The organism is Blautia argi (genome assembly GCF_003287895.1).
GTDB lineage: Bacteria > Bacillota > Clostridia > Lachnospirales > Lachnospiraceae > Blautia > Blautia argi.
Map to the genome: position 1 here is coordinate 1,771,611 of NZ_CP030280.1, position 16,388 is coordinate 1,787,998.

Sequence of the window (16,388 nt, forward strand, 5' to 3'; positions counted from 1 at the left end):
AGAAAGAAGATGACACCATGTTTGGAGAAAACCATGCACATATTTTTATGAATGCCAGAAACTACCGGGAGGCAGTCAGACAGCAGGAAAATGGAGTAGACGAGGAGGTTATTCATCGCCATTTTAAAGCGTATCAGGACAAAGGAATTTCCTTTGTCCGGGACGGAGGCGATTTTCTCCACGTTTCCCAGAAGGCAAAGGAATTGTCAGGTTCCTATGGAATTGATTACCGAACCCCTGCCTTTGCCATTCATCATAACGGACACTACGGCAAAATCGTAGGAAGGGGCTTTGATACCTTAAAGGAATATGCAACATTAGTAAGAGAAGTGAAAGCCTGCGGCGGCGATTTCATAAAAATTATGACCACCGGTATCATGGATTTTGATACAGACGGTTCTGTAACAGAATCTGCCCTTCCTTTTTCGGAAGTAAAAGAAATGGTACATATTGCTCATGAGGAGGGATTTTCTGTTATGTCCCACACCAATGGAGCCAGAGCGGTAGCGGAGGCTGTCCGAGCCGGAGTTGACAGCATTGAGCATGGAAATTATGTAGACGAAGAAGCCTTACAGCTTATGGCAGAATCCGATGTGGTGTGGGTGCCTACGATTACTGTGGTAAAGAATCTTATAGGCTGCGGCAGATTTTCGGATAAAGTCCTTGAGCATATCAGGGCTGTGGGAAGCCAAAATATCCGCAGAGGCTTTGAACTTGGGGTACATATGGCTCTTGGAAGCGATGCCGGAGCTTATCGGGTGTATCACGGTCAGGGACTTTTGGACGAATGGGGCTGTTTCCGGGAAATTCTGGGAGATACCGAAGAGGTAAGACAACATCTTTTCGATGGAGAAGCCAGAATACGCCGAAAATTTCAGAGGCTCTGACTTTACAACCTCTGGATACAGGGAAATATGGGGTGTTCTATTTTTCTCATACAAAAGGGGAACTTTTCCCAGGTTCCCCTTTGATAGCCACACAGAAGACAAATAGCTTCCAATCCGCATACGGTATTGCTCCAGCCTCCAACTGAGAAACTGTAAAGGTATATAAATTTTTTCATTTTCCCTCTTGACTTTACACTTACTGTAGCCTTTATGATACAGAAAACAACAAGGGAGAAGAAAGTACAATGAACATTATTTTAAGACCTTTTCAAAAAGACGACATTCCTGCTTTGGAATCCATTATCCGAAAAACCTGGAAATATGATGAGCTTTGCAGTCCTAAAACAGCCGCTCTTCTGGCAAAGGTTTTTCTATCAAGCTGCCTGACCAATTATACTTTTTCACAGGTGGCTGTTTTAGGAAACAGACCTGTAGGCATCCTTCTTGGCAATTATAAACCAGAGCATCACTGCCCTTTTATATGTCGTTTTAGACAGGCAACAGCCCTGATACAGCTTTATCTGCATAAGGAGGGAAGAAAAACCATGAGAATTTTCCAGAGTGTATCCGGTATGGATAAAAAATTACTGGAAGAAACTCATAAAACATATCCTGCAGAACTGGCGCTTTTTGCAGTGGATCCGGTCTGCAGAGGAAAAGGAGTTGGAAAACAGCTTTTTCAGAAATTCCTCTGTTACATGCAGAAAAAGAAGGCAGATTCTTTTTATTTGTACACAGATACAAGCTGTAATTACGGCTTTTATGAGCATCAGGGAATGACCAGAAGAGGAGAGCAGAAAAAAACCTTTCTCATAGAAGGCCAGAAAGCAGATATGTGCTTTTTCCTGTATGATTTTCAAATGACGGAAGATGCGGTGAAGACTCCGGCAATTTGACATTTCTTTTAAAATCCGGTTATAATAACTGCATAAAAACAAGCAGGAGGTAACCTCATGAAGAAAAGAGAGTCCTTTCTTTTAAAGGGACATATTTGTTACAGTAATGAACAGGGAAAGCTTCTTGTAAAACCGGACAGCTACGCCGTATGCCGGGAGGGAATCTGCCAGGGTGTTTTTAAAGAAATTCCGGAAGCGTTTGCAGACCTTCCCATAAGGGATACCGGAGATTGTCTTGTTATTCCCGGACTTACAGATCTTCACACCCATGCACCTCAGTATCCCTTCCGGGGACTCGGAATGGATTTGGAATTGCTGGACTGGTTAAATATCCATACATTTCCGGAAGAAGCCAGATATAAAGATGCCGAATATGCCCAAAGAGCCTATGCTATGTATGTGGAGGACCTGAAACAAAGCGCTGTAACAAGAGCTGTGATTTTTGCTACGCTGCATGTGGAGGCCACAGAGATTTTGATGGACTTGCTGGAATCGTCCGGTCTGGAAACCTATGTGGGAAAGGTGAATATGGACCGAAACGGAGGCACAGAACTTCAGGAGGAGAGTGCTCAGACCTCAGCCAGAGAAACCAGACGCTGGCTGAAGGAAATTGAGGGCAGCTATATCCACACCAGGCCTATTTTGACACCCCGGTTTATTCCCTCTTGCAGCGACTCGCTGATGAAAGAATTAAAAAAAATCCAGGAGGAATATCATCTGCCTCTGCAATCCCATTTGTCAGAAAATCCTCAGGAGGTTGCCTGGGTAAAAGAGCTTTGTCCAAATGCCGCTTCCTACAGCGATGCTTATTTTCAGGCAGGGCTTTTTGGAGGCAGTGAACCTGCAATTATGGCTCATTGCATCTGGGTTGATGATGAGGAAATTGCACTGATGAAGCAGCAGGGGATTTATGTGGCACACTGTCCCCAGTCCAATGCCAATCTGGCCTCCGGCATTGCACCTATACGAAAATTTCTGGAAAAAGGAGTTCGCGTAGGGCTTGGAAGTGATATGGCAGCCGGAAGCACTCCTTCTATTTTACGGGCAATGGCAGATGCAGTGCAGTGTTCCAAGCTTCGCTGGAGATATGTAGATCCAGTGGCAAAGCCCCTTACTTTTGCGGAAGTCTTTTATATGGGAACTCTGGGCGGCGGTTCTTTCTTTGGAAAAGTCGGAAGCTTTTTACCTGGCTATGCATTTGACGCACTGATTTTAGACGACAGCAGTCTTCGGCAGCCCCGGAGGCTAGAGCTACTGGAAAGACTGGAACGCTTTATATACCTGGGAGATGACCGAAATATTGCAGGCAAATATATAAATGGAGTGCCTGTTTTCTGAAAAAGCAGGATTAAAAGGCAGTGTGCAAAGGGTGTTGCAAAAAGCACAAAAAATATTATAAAATTTCCCAAAAAAGTATTGACGATATGGAAAATATTTGCTATACTTTTACTTGTCGTTTGGAAAGACCGTTCGACAGGTAAGCGGGAGTGCTGGAATTGGCAGACAGGCAAGACTAAGGATCTTGTGGGTGTATGCTCGTGTGGGTTCAAGTCCCATCTCCCGCAGTTTTAAATAAAAACAGGAAGTTAAAAAAGGCTAAAATTCCAGTAAACCTAGGGATTTCAGTCTTTTTATTTGTATTGGGACAGAATAACTCTGTCCCTTTTTTGTCACCCTGCTTTATGTGTTTACGGAGAGTAAAAACAGCCTTTGCATAAAAATTCTGAAAAAAGTAATATCTATCTAAAAAAACTATAAAATGATAGAAACTCAAGGATAGTTGTAGTAAAATTATATGTATCTAAATATGAGATTGGGGAGAAGCTTATCAAAAACGCAGCAGGAAAGGAGAACGAGCATGAGTGAAAAAATGGTAAGTGTAAGGATACTTGGAAAAACAAAGACCTATCCTTATGGAACGCCTTATGCACAGATTGTAAAAGAATATGAAGGAATCACCCGATATCCCATTGTGCTGGTTATGAAGGATAGCAAATTATGCGAACTGCATAAAAAGCTGAAGAAAGACGGTGTACTGGAATTTGTCACCACTGGGGACGAAATTGGTCACAGTACCTATAAAAGAAGCACTTCCTTTCTTTTGTTGAAGGCTGTTTATCATGTAGCCGGACATGAAAATATCCGTAAGGTTACTCTGCATTTTTCTGTAAGTTCGGGCTACTATTACACCATTGACGGAAATGTGGAAATTACGGAAGAATTTTTAGCTCAGGTAAAGACATATATGCTGGAATTGGTAGAGCAGAGGCTACCTATCTTAAAGCGCAGTGTCAGCACCAACGAGGCCATTGAAATCTTTCATAAACATGGCATGTACGACAAGGAAAAGCTGTTCCGTTTCCGCCGGGTATCTAGAGTGAATCTCTACAGTCTGGGGGATTTTGAGGATTATTTTTATGGATTTATGGTCAATCACACTGGTTACCTGAAGCATTTTGAGCTTTATCCCTATCAGGGTGGACTGGTGCTTCAACTTCCCAAAAGAGAAAATCCGGAGGTTGTACCGGACTTTATTCCCAGCCCTAAGATTTTCCAGGTACAGAGAGAATCCGAAAAATGGGGAGAAATGGTACAGTCTGACACTGTAGGAGAATTGAATCAACAGATTACCAGAGAAGGAGCCAACCAACTGATTCTCATTGCAGAGGCTCTTCAGGAATCAAAAATCTCTCAGATTGCAGAGCAGATTATAATATCCGGAAATAAAAAATTTATCATGATAGCTGGTCCTTCTTCATCAGGAAAAACCACTTTTTCCCACAGACTGTCCATACAACTGGCAGCCCACGGCTTAAAGCCTCACCCTATTGGTGTGGACAATTATTTTGTCAACAGAGAAGATACACCTTTGGACAATAATGGCAATTATAATTTCGAGTGTCTGGAAGCCATTGATGTAGAAAAATTTAATGAGGATATGCTGCAGCTTTTAAAAGGAGAGCGAGTAGAACTTCCCCAGTTTAACTTCAAAACCGGACAGCGGGAATATCGCGGAGATTATCTGCAGCTTGGTAAGGAGGACGTGCTGGTTATTGAAGGAATTCACTGTTTAAATGACAAATTGAGTCATTTCCTCCCTGTGGAGAATAAATTTAAAATCTATATCAGTGCTCTGACCCAGCTCAATGTAGATGAGCATAATCGGATTCCCACCACAGACGGACGGCTTATCCGCCGTATTGTAAGGGACGCCAGAACCAGGGGTGCCTCTGCCAAAACCACCATTGCCATGTGGAATTCTGTACGCAGGGGAGAGGAAGAAAATATCTTCCCTTATCAGGAGTCCGCAGACGTGATGTTTAATTCAGCCCTTATCTATGAACTGGCTGTTTTAAAGCTGTATGCAGAACCTCTGCTGTTTTCCATTGGACCGGGAGAGCCGGAATACAATGAGGCAAAACGCCTCTTAAAGTTTTTAGACTATTTTGTTGGGATTCCGGGAGAAGCCATTCCATACAATTCTATTTTAAGAGAATTTGTAGGAGGCGGCTGTTTTGATGTGTAAAATTCCCAAAAAGCATGTGACAGAAAAAGATTTGCATTTTCGATTTTTCTGTGATAGAATAGCCAGAGTGTAATAAGTAGGATAAATAATCGCGGCTGACAGAACCGAAAGGGGTCAGGTGAGGAAAGTCCGGGCTTTGCAGGGCAGAATGCCAGATAACGTCTGGTGGAGGTGACTCCAAGGATAGTGCAACAGAAATATACCGCCGGTTTTTCCGGTAAGGGTGGAAGGGCAGTGTAAAAGACTACCGCCTTTCTGGTAACAGAAAGGGCATATGTAAACCCCATTCAAAGCAAGACCGAATAGAAAACATTGTGGCTGCCCGTCACGTTTTCAGGTGGGTCGCTTGAACCTGCTGGCGACAGCAGGTCTGGATAGATGATTATTCACGACATAACCCGGCTTATCGTCCTGCTTATTCACTGTAGAAACACAGTAAAAACCATTGACCGATAAATAAATGGAAAAGGTGCGAAGAAATGTAGAAATACTCCGTTTCTTCGCACCTTTTTTGCTACCGCATTATTTTATTCCTGTTGCCCCAGAAGATAATCAATAAACTGCTGCGCCGTTCTGCCGGAAAGTCCGCCATGCTGCAACTCCCAGGCATTTGCCTTCAAAAGCAGTTCCTGTTCGTCCATGTTAATGTGATGTCGTCTGGCAAGGGTCAGGACAATCTGCTGAAATTCTTTTTTCTCAGGAGAACCGAAATAAATAGTGACACCAAACCGGGAAACCAGAGAAAGTTTTTCCTGTACGGTATCATTGGTGTGTAAATCGTCATTTCTATCCTCTTTGTCGCTGAAACGCTCCCGCACCAGATGTCTGCGGTTGGATGTAGCGTAAATCAGAATATTGTCCGGCTTCCGTTCCAGACCGCCCTCAATCACTGCCTTTAAATACTTATACTCGATCTCAAAATCTTCAAAGGATAAATCGTCCATGTAGATAATAAATTTATACTGTCTGTTTTTAATCTGAGCAATCACATCGTTCAAATCCTGGAACTGATGCTTATAGACCTCAATAATCCGAAGCCCCCTGTCATAATACTGATTCAAAATTGCCTTGATGCTGGAGGATTTTCCGGTTCCCGCATCACCAAAAAGCAGACAGTTATTGGCAGGCTTATTGTTTAAAAAGGCTTCTGTGTTGTCAATCAATTTCTTTTTGGCAATTTCATAGCCCACCAAATCGTCCAGATGTACATGGGCAATTCTGGTAATGGGAACAATTTCTACTTTTCCGTCAGTACCTTTATGCTCCAGACGAAAGGCTTTGTGAAGCCCCAGTTTTCCCACGCCGAAATCACGGTAAAAATCTGTCATGTATCCCATAAATTTTTCCGGTGTTTCTGCCTGCTCAAGCAATGTGCTTAAAGTACACAGCCTGTTTTTAATTCTCTCGTTAAACTGCTTTCCACTGCCCGGGGCATTTTCATAATGACTGATGAGATGACAGCAGGAAGCCGCACCGTAGAATTTCTCAAAAGCAGAGAAGTCCAGGTGAAACAGGTCTTTGAAAATCGTAAAATCATGAAGGGCAAGCTGATTTAAAGAACCTGGCTTTGGTCCTGTAATTTCACAGGAAGTGCTGAAAGCATTTTCATGGTTTACCAGCAGATAGGTCAGATAATTATTCCAGAGATTTCCGCAGAACCCATAGGTATCTGCCATTTCCACCAGACGACTCATACAACTGTAAAAAAGAGGCGCTGATTTTTCAGGTGCGTCCGGCTCCTGACAGCAAAGGGACAGGGCAGCAATCATATCTTTTAAGATATCCCCCTGTGTAAAGTCCCGATACAGAATACATTCTTCTACATGAAACATTTCTCATTCCTCCTTAGTAATTTCCGTGTACCCGCAGATTCTGTGCTTCTGCCTTTAAGCCCCGCAGAGCATTCTGTACTGCGCTGTCGCTTAAATTGCCCTCAAAATCCACAAAAAACCGGTATTCCCAATTTCTCTCTGCAATGGGGCGAGATTCAATCTTTGTCATATTCAGTCCATTGTAGATGAAATGGGAAAGACTGCTGTAAAGACTTCCGCTTTCATGAGGAAGCTCATAGCTGACACTGATTTTCTTTGCGTCCTTGCAGTAAATTTTTTCCTTTGTTACAATAATAAAACGAGTGGAATTGTCCGGATTGGTGTAAATATGCTCTGCCAGAGGAATCAGACCGAAATATTCTGCTGCATAGGGGCTTGCAATGGCGGCCTGTGTCTTATCCTGCTCCTCGGAAACCTTTTTGGCAGCAGCCGCCGTATTGCCAAATTCATGACACTGCCACTCCTTGTGAGAATCCAGAAATTCCCGGCATTGCATCAGCGCCTGAGGGTGAGAGTAAACTCTTTTTATGTCTTCAAGCTCTGTACCCGAAATGCCCAGAAGCATATGACGGCATTGAATAATCTGCTCCCCTGCAATCACATGATTATATTCTGTGAGCAAATCATAATTATCCTGCACGATCCCGGCCGTAGAATTTTCAATGGGAAGCACGGCATACATGGCATTGCCTTTTTTGATTTCCTCCATGGCATCCTTCCAGGTGTCCACATGATAGCTGAAAATTTCTTCTCCGAAAAAGGCCCTCATGGCAGCATGACTGTATGCTCCCTCCACGCCCTGAAAAACCACAGTTACGTCTTTTTTCCGAAGGGCGTCAACCATCTGAAATTCCCCTGTATCTGCCTGTTCATGTTCCTGTAAAAGCTGATACTGACGCTTCCGGCTGATAGACATGATGTGCTGATACAGCTCCTGTATCCCGCAGCAGTTAAAGGCACTGTGGGTCTTATTCCCCAGTGCTTCCAGCTTTTCTTCCTCTCTGTTGCGATCAAAAACAGGTTTGTTGTTCTCTATTTTAAATTTTGCCACATGCTCGGCAATGGACATACGTTTTTCAAATAGCTTTACAATCTGGTCGTCAATGACATCTATTTCTTTTCGCATTTCCTGTAAATCCAGCATTTGAAACCTCCTTGTGTTGATAAATGTAATCCTTATGATACACCGACACTTTACTGTGTGCAAGTGTTTTGTATAAAATCCCTGGAAAAATTCCATAATAAATATAAGGAAAAAGAAACAGGAGCGGTCTTTATGAAAAATGATTTTATCAAATGCGGAGCGCTGGGGTGGTGTATGGAGATTTTCTGGACCGGACTTCATGCCCTTGGAAACCGGGAATGGAAGATGACCGGACATTCCTCTCTTCTCATGTTTCCCATTTACGGCATGGCAGCCTGTATCGGCCCTGTATCCCGTCGTTTAAAAAAAGTTCCCCCCCTGATTCGCGGCAGTCTTTACATGCTGGGAATTTTTGCTGCTGAGCTTGGCACAGGTATGTTTTTAAAACATTTTCACATGTGTCCCTGGGATTACAGCAACACCCCTTACCACTACAAAGGGGTCATTCGCCTGGACTATGCGCCCGTATGGTTTTTTACCGGACTTTTCTATGAAAAAATCTTATCTTTAAAGGAGTGAAACTGCTTGAAATACGGAAAAAAGTGGTATATGATGTTACAAGGGTTCAAAAAATCCTGAGATACACATAGGAGGTCATCTATGAGACATTTAATGAGTCCACTGGATTTATCCGTAGAGGAACTGGCAAAGGTATTGGATCTTGCCAATGATATTGAAAAAAATCCGGAAAAATATGCCCACAAATGCGATGGGAAAATTTTAGCAACTTTGTTTTATGAACCGAGTACAAGAACTCGTTTAAGCTTTGAATCTGCCATGATGCGTCTGGGCGGAAAGGTTCTGGGATTCTCCAGCGCCAACTCCAGTTCAGCAGCAAAAGGAGAGAGCGTTGCGGATACAGTTCGGACGGTATCCTGTTATGCAGATATCTGCGCTATGCGCCACCCAAAGGAAGGTGCGCCTTTGGTTGCGTCCATGGCTTCCCAGATTCCTGTGATTAATGCAGGGGACGGCGGACATCAGCACCCGACCCAGACTCTTACCGACTTACTTACCATTCGTTCCTTAAAAGGAAGACTGGACAACATTACCATTGGCCTGTGCGGCGACTTAAAATTCGGAAGAACCGTGCATTCTCTTATTGAAGCTCTGGTGCGCTATGAGGGTGTGAAGTTTGTGCTGATTTCCCCGGAAGAGCTTCGGATCCCTGACTATATCAGAGAAGATGTATTAAGAGCCAGCGGTCATGAATTTGTAGAAGTGGAACGCCTGGAGGACGCCATGCCTTCTCTGGATCTTCTTTACATGACCCGTGTACAGAAAGAGCGCTTCTTTAATGAAGAGGATTATGTACGCATGAAGGATTTCTATATTTTAGATAAGGCAAAAATGGCTCTGGCAGGGCCAGATATGCTGGTACTGCACCCTCTGCCCCGTGTGAATGAAATTTCCGTAGAGGTTGACGCAGATCCGAGAGCTGCTTATTTTAAACAGGTACAGTACGGCGTATATGTCCGTATGGCATTGATTTTAAGTTTGTTGGGAATGGGGGTAGATTTATGTTAAATGTAGGACGTTTAAGCGAAGGTGTGGTATTAGATCACATCAAAGCAGGAAAGAGCATGACCATTTACCATGACCTTGCCCTGGACAAGCTGGACTGCTGTGTGGCGATTATTAAAAATGCCAGAAGCGGCAAAATGGGAAGAAAAGACATCATTAAAGTAGAATGTCCCATCGATACACTGGATTTGGATATTCTGGGCTTTATTGACCACAACATTACAGTAAACATCATTAAAGACGGGGAAATTGTAGAGAAAAAGGATCTTCATCTTCCAAAGGAAATCCGCAATGTTATCAAGTGCAAAAATCCTCGCTGTATCACTTCCATTGAACAGGAATTAGACCATGTATTTATTCTGGCAGACCCGGAAAAAGAAGTATACCGCTGCAAATATTGTGAAGAAAAATACAGAGGAAACCGGAATAAATAAGGGGTCAAAAAGACAGAATCCCGCCTTTTATAACATCTTGTCATACCTGCCATAAACTATAGCAATAAAGACTTCGGCAAATGGATATTTTTAGGGGAAATATGTAGAAAATACTGGACATTTGCAAGGAGAAATTATATTATTTATGCTATGCAGCATCAAGTGAGGAGGATATGAGATGAAAAAAGTTGTAAAGTTTGGCGGAAGCTCACTGGCCAGTGCGGAACAGTTTAAAAAAGTAGGCGCAATTATCCGTGCAGACGGGACCAGAAGATATGTGGTACCTTCTGCACCGGGCAAGCGCTTTTCAGAGGATACAAAAGTAACGGATTTGCTGTATGCCTGCTATCGGGCAGCCAATGAGGAAATTTTTCAGAAGGTTCTGGCAGAGATTAAGAGTCGTTACCAGGAAATCATTGATGGGTTGGAATTATCTCTGTCCCTGGAAGAAGATTTCAAAATCCTGGAGGATAATTTCCGGAAACAGATTGGGGAAGAATATGCAGCTTCCAGAGGAGAATATTTAAACGGGAAAATCATGGCAGCTTATCTTGGCTACACCTTTGTAGACCCGGCAGAAATGATTCGTTTTGATGGAAACGGTCAGTTTGATGCTGAGATTACAGAGGCTCTGGTTGCCAAAAGGTTAAAAGACGTAACAGAGGCAGTTGTTCCAGGCTTTTACGGCGCAAAGGAAAACGGAGAAATCAAGACCTTTTCAAGAGGCGGTTCGGATATCACAGGTTCCATTATTGCCGGTGCTCTGGACGTGGAGCTTTACGAGAACTGGACAGATGTGTCCGGCGTTATGGTAACAGATCCCAGAATCATTCCAAACCCAAAATCCATTGACACCATTACCTACCGGGAGCTGAGAGAGCTTTCTTACATGGGCGCTACCGTGCTTCACGAGGATGCAATTTTCCCGGTGAGAAAAGCCGGCATTCCCATTAATATCAAAAACACCAATGCTCCGGAAGAAGACGGTACCATGATTGTGGAGGACACTTGCAAAAAACCGCCGTATACGATTACCGGTATTGCAGGAAAGAAAGGATTTTGTTCTCTTTTTATCGAAAAATCCATGATGAATGCGGAAATTGGTTTTGGCAGAAAGGTTTTGCAGGTATTGGAAGAGCAGGGCATTTCCTTTGAACATATTCCTTCCGGAATTGATACCATGACGATTTATATTCACCAGGACGAATTTGCAGAAAAAGAGCAGCAGGTGATTTCGGGTATTCACAGAGCAGTAAATCCGGATTATATGGAACTGGAAACAGATTTGGCACTGATTGCCATTGTGGGAAGAGGCATGCGCTCTAACCGCGGCACTGCTGCCAGAATCTTCGCAGCTCTTGCTCATGCAAATATCAATGTTCGCATGATTGACCAGGGCTCCAGTGAGTTAAACGTCATTGTAGGGGTAAAAGACGAAGACTTTGAACCAGCTATCCGGGCGATTTACGATATTTTTGTAGAAACACAGATTTAAGGGGCAGGATAAAATGAAGCTTGTAATCATAGAACCTCTGGGCGTGGAAAAAGAACAGCTTCTCGCCATTGCAGAGGAAAAACTGAAAACAAATATGGAAATCGTCTGTTATGATACCAGAGTCACAGACAGCGAAACGCTGATACAAAGAGGCAAGGATGCAGACGTAATCATGGTCGCCAACTTACCTTTAAAGGAAGAGGTAATTCGCGGGTGCAAAAATTTAAAAATGCTCTGTGTGGCATTTACAGGCATAGACCATATTGCATTGGACGCCTGCCGGGGAAATGGGAGTTACGGTGTGCAACTGTGCCGGATACTCCACTGCAGCTGTAGCGGATCTGGTCTTTGGCATACTGATTTCCCTTTACCGGAATATTCCTGCCTGCAATGAGGCGGTACGCCGGGAAGGCACTAAGGACGGGCTTGTAGGCTTTGAGCTGGAGGGCAAGAAATTCGGAGTTATCGGAACAGGGGCGATTGGTATGCGGGTTGCCCGCATTGCTCACGCCTTTGGCTGCCAGGTATATGCCTACAGCCGGACTCAAAAGGACATTGACTGGGTACATTATGTAAGTCTTGAAGAACTTTTGTCCCAGTGCGATATTGTGTCCCTTCACACTCCGCTGACAAAGGACACCTATCATCTGATAAACAGAGAGAATCTGAAGCTGATGAAGAAAACTGCTGTGCTCATAAATACGGCAAGAGGGCCGGTAGCTGACAGCGAGGCTTTGGCAGAAGCCTTAAATGAAGGACAAATTGCAGGGGCAGCCGTCGATGTTTTTGAAACAGAACCGCCTGTCAAAAAAGACCACCCTCTGTTTCATGCTCCAAATACCCTGGTGACTCCTCATGTTGCTTTTGCCACAAAGGAAGCCATGGTAAAACGGGCGCATATTGCTTTTCAGAATATTCAGGCATGGCAGGAGGGAAATCCTCAGAATCTGGTCTTTTAAGAGTTGTAAAAAACAAAAATAGGAATGTAAAAATAGAAAAACGGAATTGTCGCCGGGATATGTGGCGGCAGTTCCGTTTTTTAGTATTAAAAAAGACATTCAGGTATTGACAAACCCTCTTTTATCCTTTATATTTTTAAGTGTACTAATACTCCTAGTACACTTAATACGGAACCCAATACAAGATTCCGGGAAGGAGGAAATGTTTTGATTTTTATTGACTATCAGAATCGAAAACCCATATACGAGCAGATTGTGGAGCGGTTCCAGATGCTGATTATAAAAGGCGTTATGGAAGCAGATTCCAAAATGCCGTCGGTTCGTTCCCTGGCAACCGAGCTTTCCATTAATCCAAATACCATTCAGAAAGCCTATACGATTCTGGAACAGCAGGGGTATATTTATCCGGTAAAAGGGCGTGGGAATTTCGTTTCAGGAAACCAGGCATTAAAAGAACAACAAAAAACCGCCTTTTTCGAAAAGCTGAAAACACTCATAAAAGAAGCAAAAGAACTGGATATACCAAAAGAACTCTGTCTGCAGAAAACAAAGGAGTTCTATGAGGAGGGTGAAGCATGATAAAAACAGAAAACCTGTGTAAAAGCTTTGGAGATATCAAAGCCGTAAATAACGTATCTCTGACTATTACAGACAATAGTATTTTTGGTCTGGCAGGGACCAACGGAGCCGGAAAAAGTACTCTGCTGCGTATGCTTTCCGGTGTATTAAAGCAGGACAGCGGAAAGATTGCCGTAGACGGCAGCGAGGTATATGAAAATCCTCAGAAAAAAAGCGATATTTTCTTTCTTCCTGACACGGCTTACTTTTTTCAAAACAGTACCATGCTGGATATGGCAAAATATTTTGCCATCTATTATCCCAGATATGACGTTGGCAGACTGGAAAAGCTGGCAGACAATCTGGGACTGGAAAAGAAACGGAAAATCAGTACCTTTTCCAAGGGTATGAAGCGACAGGCTTCCATGCTTTTGGGCATCTGTGCGGGGACAAAATATCTTTTCTGCGACGAAACCTTTGACGGACTGGACCCGGTTATGCGGCAGGCTGCCAAAAGTCTTCTGGCATATGAAGTATCAGAACGGGAGTTTACCCCTGTCATTGCTTCTCATAATCTGCGGGAATTGGAGGACATTTGTGACCATGTGGGACTGTTGCACAGAGGCGGCGTACTTCTCTCAAAAGACGTGGAGGAAATGAAACTGCACATTCATAAGGTACAGTGTGTAATCCCTGATACTAAGGACGAGGAAACCCTGCTGTCAGAACTGGATATTATGCAGTATGAAAAAAGACTTTCTCTGCTTACCATGGTTGTGCGGGGAGAGCGGGAAGAAATTATGGCGAAAATTCAGAAGAGAAATCCTCTGTTTGCAGAAGCCATTCCCCTTACTTTAGAAGAAATTTTTATCAGTGAAACGGAGGTAGCCGGATATGACATCAAAAAACTATTTATTTAACAGCATAAAAGAAAATATCCGCAGGAATTTTTCTCTGCTGATTCTCCTGTCTGTAGCCATGCTGGCAGTACTTCCTGCCTATACGCTTATGAGTCTGGACGTTGCCAAAATACAGGAATCCATGCAGGGAGAGCTGATTTCTCCTGTGCAGCAGGAACTTTTGGAATGTCTGGGTATGGGAAATCCAGGATTAATGGTTGTGGTGATTTTTTCTGCCGTATTGCTGGGATTAACCGGTTTTTCTTATCTACATTCCGGAGAGAAAACGGATTTTTATCACAGCCTGCCCTTAAAGAGAGAAGAACTGTTTGTAAGTTCCTTTTTCAGCGGATTTTTTACCTTCCTGCTGCCTTATCTGGGCGCTTTAGCCCTCACCTGTCTGATAGGCGGCGGATATGGCGGTTTCTGCGAAAATACCACAGCGACTCTGTTTAAAGCCATGGGAATCCATATTTTGTTTTTCCTTCTTATATACAGTATTTCCATTCTGGCTCTTTTACTCACCGGAAATCTGTTTACTGCGCTTTTGGCTTTTTTGGGTATTATGACTTATGGCTGGCTTGTTTCTTCCGCCTACAGCATGTTAAACAACCGCTTTTTGTATACCTTTGGCGCTTTTGAGCATTCAGATATTGGGAAATTTTTAAGTCCTGTGATTTCTTACCTGGCCCTGTCGGATACCTTTCACGCCAACCTTTTGCTAAAAAGACAGCCCATGGCGTTTACCCAGGTTCATGGCGATGCGTCCCTTGGAACCAAACTGATTATTTTTGCTGTGATTCTCACGATTTTGGCGTTGATTGCAGATATCTGCCTGTATAAAATCCGCCCTTCTGAAAGTTATCACAAGGCCATTGCCTTCCGGAAACTGCAGCCCGCGATTAAAGTAGCCTGTGTTCTTCCTATTGCCCTTTTGGCAGGACTGCTTTTCAGCGCCGGTATGGGAAACAGCTTTTTATGGCTGGTTCTTTCCACCCTGGTGGTAGGACTTCTCTTATCCATTGCCTTTGAATTTCTGTATACCATGGATATCCGAAAAAGTCTGCGTCCCCGTATTTCCTCAGGGCTTTCCCTGGGTCTTTTGATTCTGATTATGGCAGGATACAAAACAGATGTCACAGGCTTTGATTCCTATCTTCCTAAAAAGGAACAGATAGAAACCATGTCCGTCTATTTTCCAAGCATTAACGGACGTTTTTCCTATGACAATGACTACTTTGATATCTATAATAATGTAGACGTTAATTTTCTGGAAAAAACCCATATCCGGGATTTTGATTCTGTATATGCCCTGGCAAAGGAAGGGATCAAGGCGTGTAAAGAGCGCAAAAAACAGGATTCTGTTTCACCGATTCTGACTATGACAGAAAACAACGCTGTATCTACCACAGGAATGGATTATCTGTATCCCGGAGCCGGAAATGATACCACCCTTGTTTCTGTAAACGTTGCCTTTCATTTAAAATCCGGCAAGACTGTGTACCGTTCTTATCTCATACCCGAAACGGAAAAAGTCATTGCTCAGATTGCAGATATTTATGACGACTGGGACTACAGAGAAAAGCTGCTTCCAACTTCATATCAGAAAGTAGAGGACATCAGTTATCTGTATCTCCACAATTTTTATGAATACAGAAAACAGCTGGATATGACAAAAGGCAAGATAGAAGAGCTTTACAAAACTTACAAGACAGAGTTGGAGAATATGACTTTTCAGGAAAGCAGCGAGAAACGGATTATCGGCTATCTGGAAGCAGAATCCGAGCATACTGACACATGGAACAACCGTTTCTCCACCTCCTACTCCCTTCCTATTTATGAGAACTTTGCAAAGACAATCCGCCTTTTGGAGGACGCAGGAGAGGAAGTACCAAAAGCCATTGACCCGGATAAGATCGAAAAGCTTACCTTAAGCGTCTGGGACGATGAATTGGGAGAAGAATCCATTGCCGAGGTAGAAGATGCAAAGCAGATTCAGCAGCTTTTGGAGCATCTTTCCTTTGAAAGCTGCCGCTATGGCGTAAACAGCCCTCTGGACTACCGGTTAAATGTAAGCATCACCTGGAAAAATCAGGAAAACGACATGACTTCCCTTTATCTGATGAAGGATAAGAGTGTGGAAGAAATTTTAAAAAAATTGAAATTTGACTAACCTTTTGAATACAGGGGGCTGCTGCAGGAAGCTATGTGCCAAATGCAGCAGCCCTTTTACA

Annotated in this window: 13 protein-coding genes, 1 tRNA gene, 1 other RNA gene and 1 pseudogene; 14 read left to right on the forward strand and 2 right to left on the reverse strand. The window is 43.4% G+C overall.

The features are described from left to right. The first annotated feature begins 17 nt into the window (after positions 1-17). From DQQ01_RS08645 to rnpB, 6 genes are all read left to right on the forward strand, one after another. Positions 18-887 (forward strand): amidohydrolase family protein, encoded by an 870-nt coding sequence (locus tag DQQ01_RS08645; protein ID WP_111919692.1) that lies wholly within the window; start codon positions 18-20, stop codon positions 885-887. 245 nt (positions 888-1,132) lie between these two features. Continuing rightward, positions 1,133-1,783, forward strand: a complete 651-nt coding sequence (locus tag DQQ01_RS08650; protein WP_111919693.1) for a GNAT family N-acetyltransferase — start codon at positions 1,133-1,135, stop codon at positions 1,781-1,783. 57 nt (positions 1,784-1,840) lie between these two features. Then, complete coding sequence (locus DQQ01_RS08655) at positions 1,841-3,121, forward strand: amidohydrolase family protein (protein WP_111919694.1); 1,281 nt, start codon at positions 1,841-1,843, stop codon at positions 3,119-3,121. 143 nt (positions 3,122-3,264) lie between these two features. Then, positions 3,265-3,348 (forward strand) — tRNA-Leu (locus DQQ01_RS08660). A 293-nt stretch (positions 3,349-3,641) separates the two neighbouring features. After that, complete coding sequence (locus tag DQQ01_RS08665; protein WP_111919695.1) at positions 3,642-5,309, forward strand: nucleoside kinase; 1,668 nt, start codon at positions 3,642-3,644, stop codon at positions 5,307-5,309. Between the two features lie 73 nt (positions 5,310-5,382). Further along, an RNA gene (rnpB, locus tag DQQ01_RS08670) (RNase P RNA component class A) lies at positions 5,383-5,731 on the forward strand. A gap of 105 nt (positions 5,732-5,836) precedes the next feature. On the opposite strand, the gene DQQ01_RS08675 is transcribed toward rnpB, so the two are convergent. Both DQQ01_RS08675 and pheA read right to left on the reverse strand, forming a co-directional pair. Then, entirely contained in the window at positions 5,837-7,141 is a 1,305-nt protein-coding gene (locus DQQ01_RS08675) for an ATP-binding protein (RefSeq protein WP_111919696.1), read from the reverse strand. Between the two features lie 13 nt (positions 7,142-7,154). Next, positions 7,155-8,285 carry a prephenate dehydratase gene (pheA, locus tag DQQ01_RS08680; protein ID WP_111919697.1) on the reverse strand — a complete coding sequence of 377 codons (1,131 nt, stop codon included), beginning with the start codon at positions 8,283-8,285 and terminating at the stop codon, positions 7,155-7,157. A 132-nt stretch (positions 8,286-8,417) separates the two neighbouring features. On the opposite strand from pheA, the gene DQQ01_RS08685 reads away from it, so the two are divergent. The 8 genes and pseudogenes from DQQ01_RS08685 to DQQ01_RS08720 all read left to right on the forward strand — a co-directional run bounded on the left by DQQ01_RS08685 (position 8,418) and on the right by DQQ01_RS08720 (position 16,327). Beyond that, positions 8,418-8,804 (forward strand): putative ABC transporter permease, encoded by a 387-nt coding sequence (locus tag DQQ01_RS08685; RefSeq protein WP_111919698.1) that lies wholly within the window; start codon positions 8,418-8,420, stop codon positions 8,802-8,804. Positions 8,805-8,885: 81 nt separating this feature from the next. Continuing rightward, positions 8,886-9,812 (forward strand): aspartate carbamoyltransferase, encoded by a 927-nt coding sequence (pyrB, locus tag DQQ01_RS08690; protein WP_111919699.1) that lies wholly within the window; start codon positions 8,886-8,888, stop codon positions 9,810-9,812. Continuing rightward, positions 9,806-10,243 (forward strand): aspartate carbamoyltransferase regulatory subunit, encoded by a 438-nt coding sequence (locus DQQ01_RS08695; protein ID WP_111919700.1) that lies wholly within the window; start codon positions 9,806-9,808, stop codon positions 10,241-10,243. The genes pyrB and DQQ01_RS08695 overlap by 7 nt, the downstream gene beginning before the upstream one ends. Before the next feature lie 178 nt (positions 10,244-10,421). Continuing rightward, positions 10,422-11,738, forward strand: coding sequence for an aspartate kinase (locus DQQ01_RS08700; RefSeq protein WP_111919701.1), 1,317 nt, complete (start codon positions 10,422-10,424; stop codon positions 11,736-11,738). A gap of 13 nt (positions 11,739-11,751) precedes the next feature. After that, positions 11,752-12,697, forward strand: a pseudogene (locus tag DQQ01_RS08705) (2-hydroxyacid dehydrogenase). A gap of 207 nt (positions 12,698-12,904) precedes the next feature. Then, complete coding sequence (locus tag DQQ01_RS08710; protein ID WP_111919702.1) at positions 12,905-13,276, forward strand: GntR family transcriptional regulator; 372 nt, start codon at positions 12,905-12,907, stop codon at positions 13,274-13,276. Next, on the forward strand, positions 13,273-14,175 hold the full coding sequence (locus DQQ01_RS08715) for an ABC transporter ATP-binding protein (RefSeq protein ID WP_111919703.1): 903 nt from the start codon (positions 13,273-13,275) through the stop codon (positions 14,173-14,175). Before DQQ01_RS08710 ends, DQQ01_RS08715 begins: the two co-directional genes overlap by 4 nt. Beyond that, positions 14,150-16,327 (forward strand): DUF6449 domain-containing protein, encoded by a 2,178-nt coding sequence (locus DQQ01_RS08720; protein WP_111919704.1) that lies wholly within the window; start codon positions 14,150-14,152, stop codon positions 16,325-16,327. The genes DQQ01_RS08715 and DQQ01_RS08720 overlap by 26 nt, the downstream gene beginning before the upstream one ends. Positions 16,328-16,388 lie beyond the last annotated feature (61 nt).

Bases quoted from the DNA above. Each gene is read 5' to 3' on its own strand.
- DQQ01_RS08645 (WP_111919692.1), top strand. From the start codon at position 18: ATGTTTGGAGAAAACCATGCACATATTTTTATGAATGCCAGAAACTAC.
- DQQ01_RS08650 (WP_111919693.1), top strand. From the start codon at position 1,133: ATGAACATTATTTTAAGACCTTTTCAAAAAGACGACATTCCTGCTTTG.
- DQQ01_RS08655 (WP_111919694.1), top strand. From the start codon at position 1,841: ATGAAGAAAAGAGAGTCCTTTCTTTTAAAGGGACATATTTGTTACAGT.
- DQQ01_RS08665 (WP_111919695.1), top strand. From the start codon at position 3,642: ATGAGTGAAAAAATGGTAAGTGTAAGGATACTTGGAAAAACAAAGACC.
- DQQ01_RS08675 (WP_111919696.1), bottom strand. From the start codon at position 7,141: ATGTTTCATGTAGAAGAATGTATTCTGTATCGGGACTTTACACAGGGG.
- pheA (WP_111919697.1), bottom strand. From the start codon at position 8,285: ATGCTGGATTTACAGGAAATGCGAAAAGAAATAGATGTCATTGACGAC.
- DQQ01_RS08685 (WP_111919698.1), top strand. From the start codon at position 8,418: ATGAAAAATGATTTTATCAAATGCGGAGCGCTGGGGTGGTGTATGGAG.
- pyrB (WP_111919699.1), top strand. From the start codon at position 8,886: ATGAGACATTTAATGAGTCCACTGGATTTATCCGTAGAGGAACTGGCA.
- DQQ01_RS08695 (WP_111919700.1), top strand. From the start codon at position 9,806: ATGTTAAATGTAGGACGTTTAAGCGAAGGTGTGGTATTAGATCACATC.
- DQQ01_RS08700 (WP_111919701.1), top strand. From the start codon at position 10,422: ATGAAAAAAGTTGTAAAGTTTGGCGGAAGCTCACTGGCCAGTGCGGAA.
- DQQ01_RS08715 (WP_111919703.1), top strand. From the start codon at position 13,273: ATGATAAAAACAGAAAACCTGTGTAAAAGCTTTGGAGATATCAAAGCC.
- DQQ01_RS08720 (WP_111919704.1), top strand. From the start codon at position 14,150: ATGACATCAAAAAACTATTTATTTAACAGCATAAAAGAAAATATCCGC.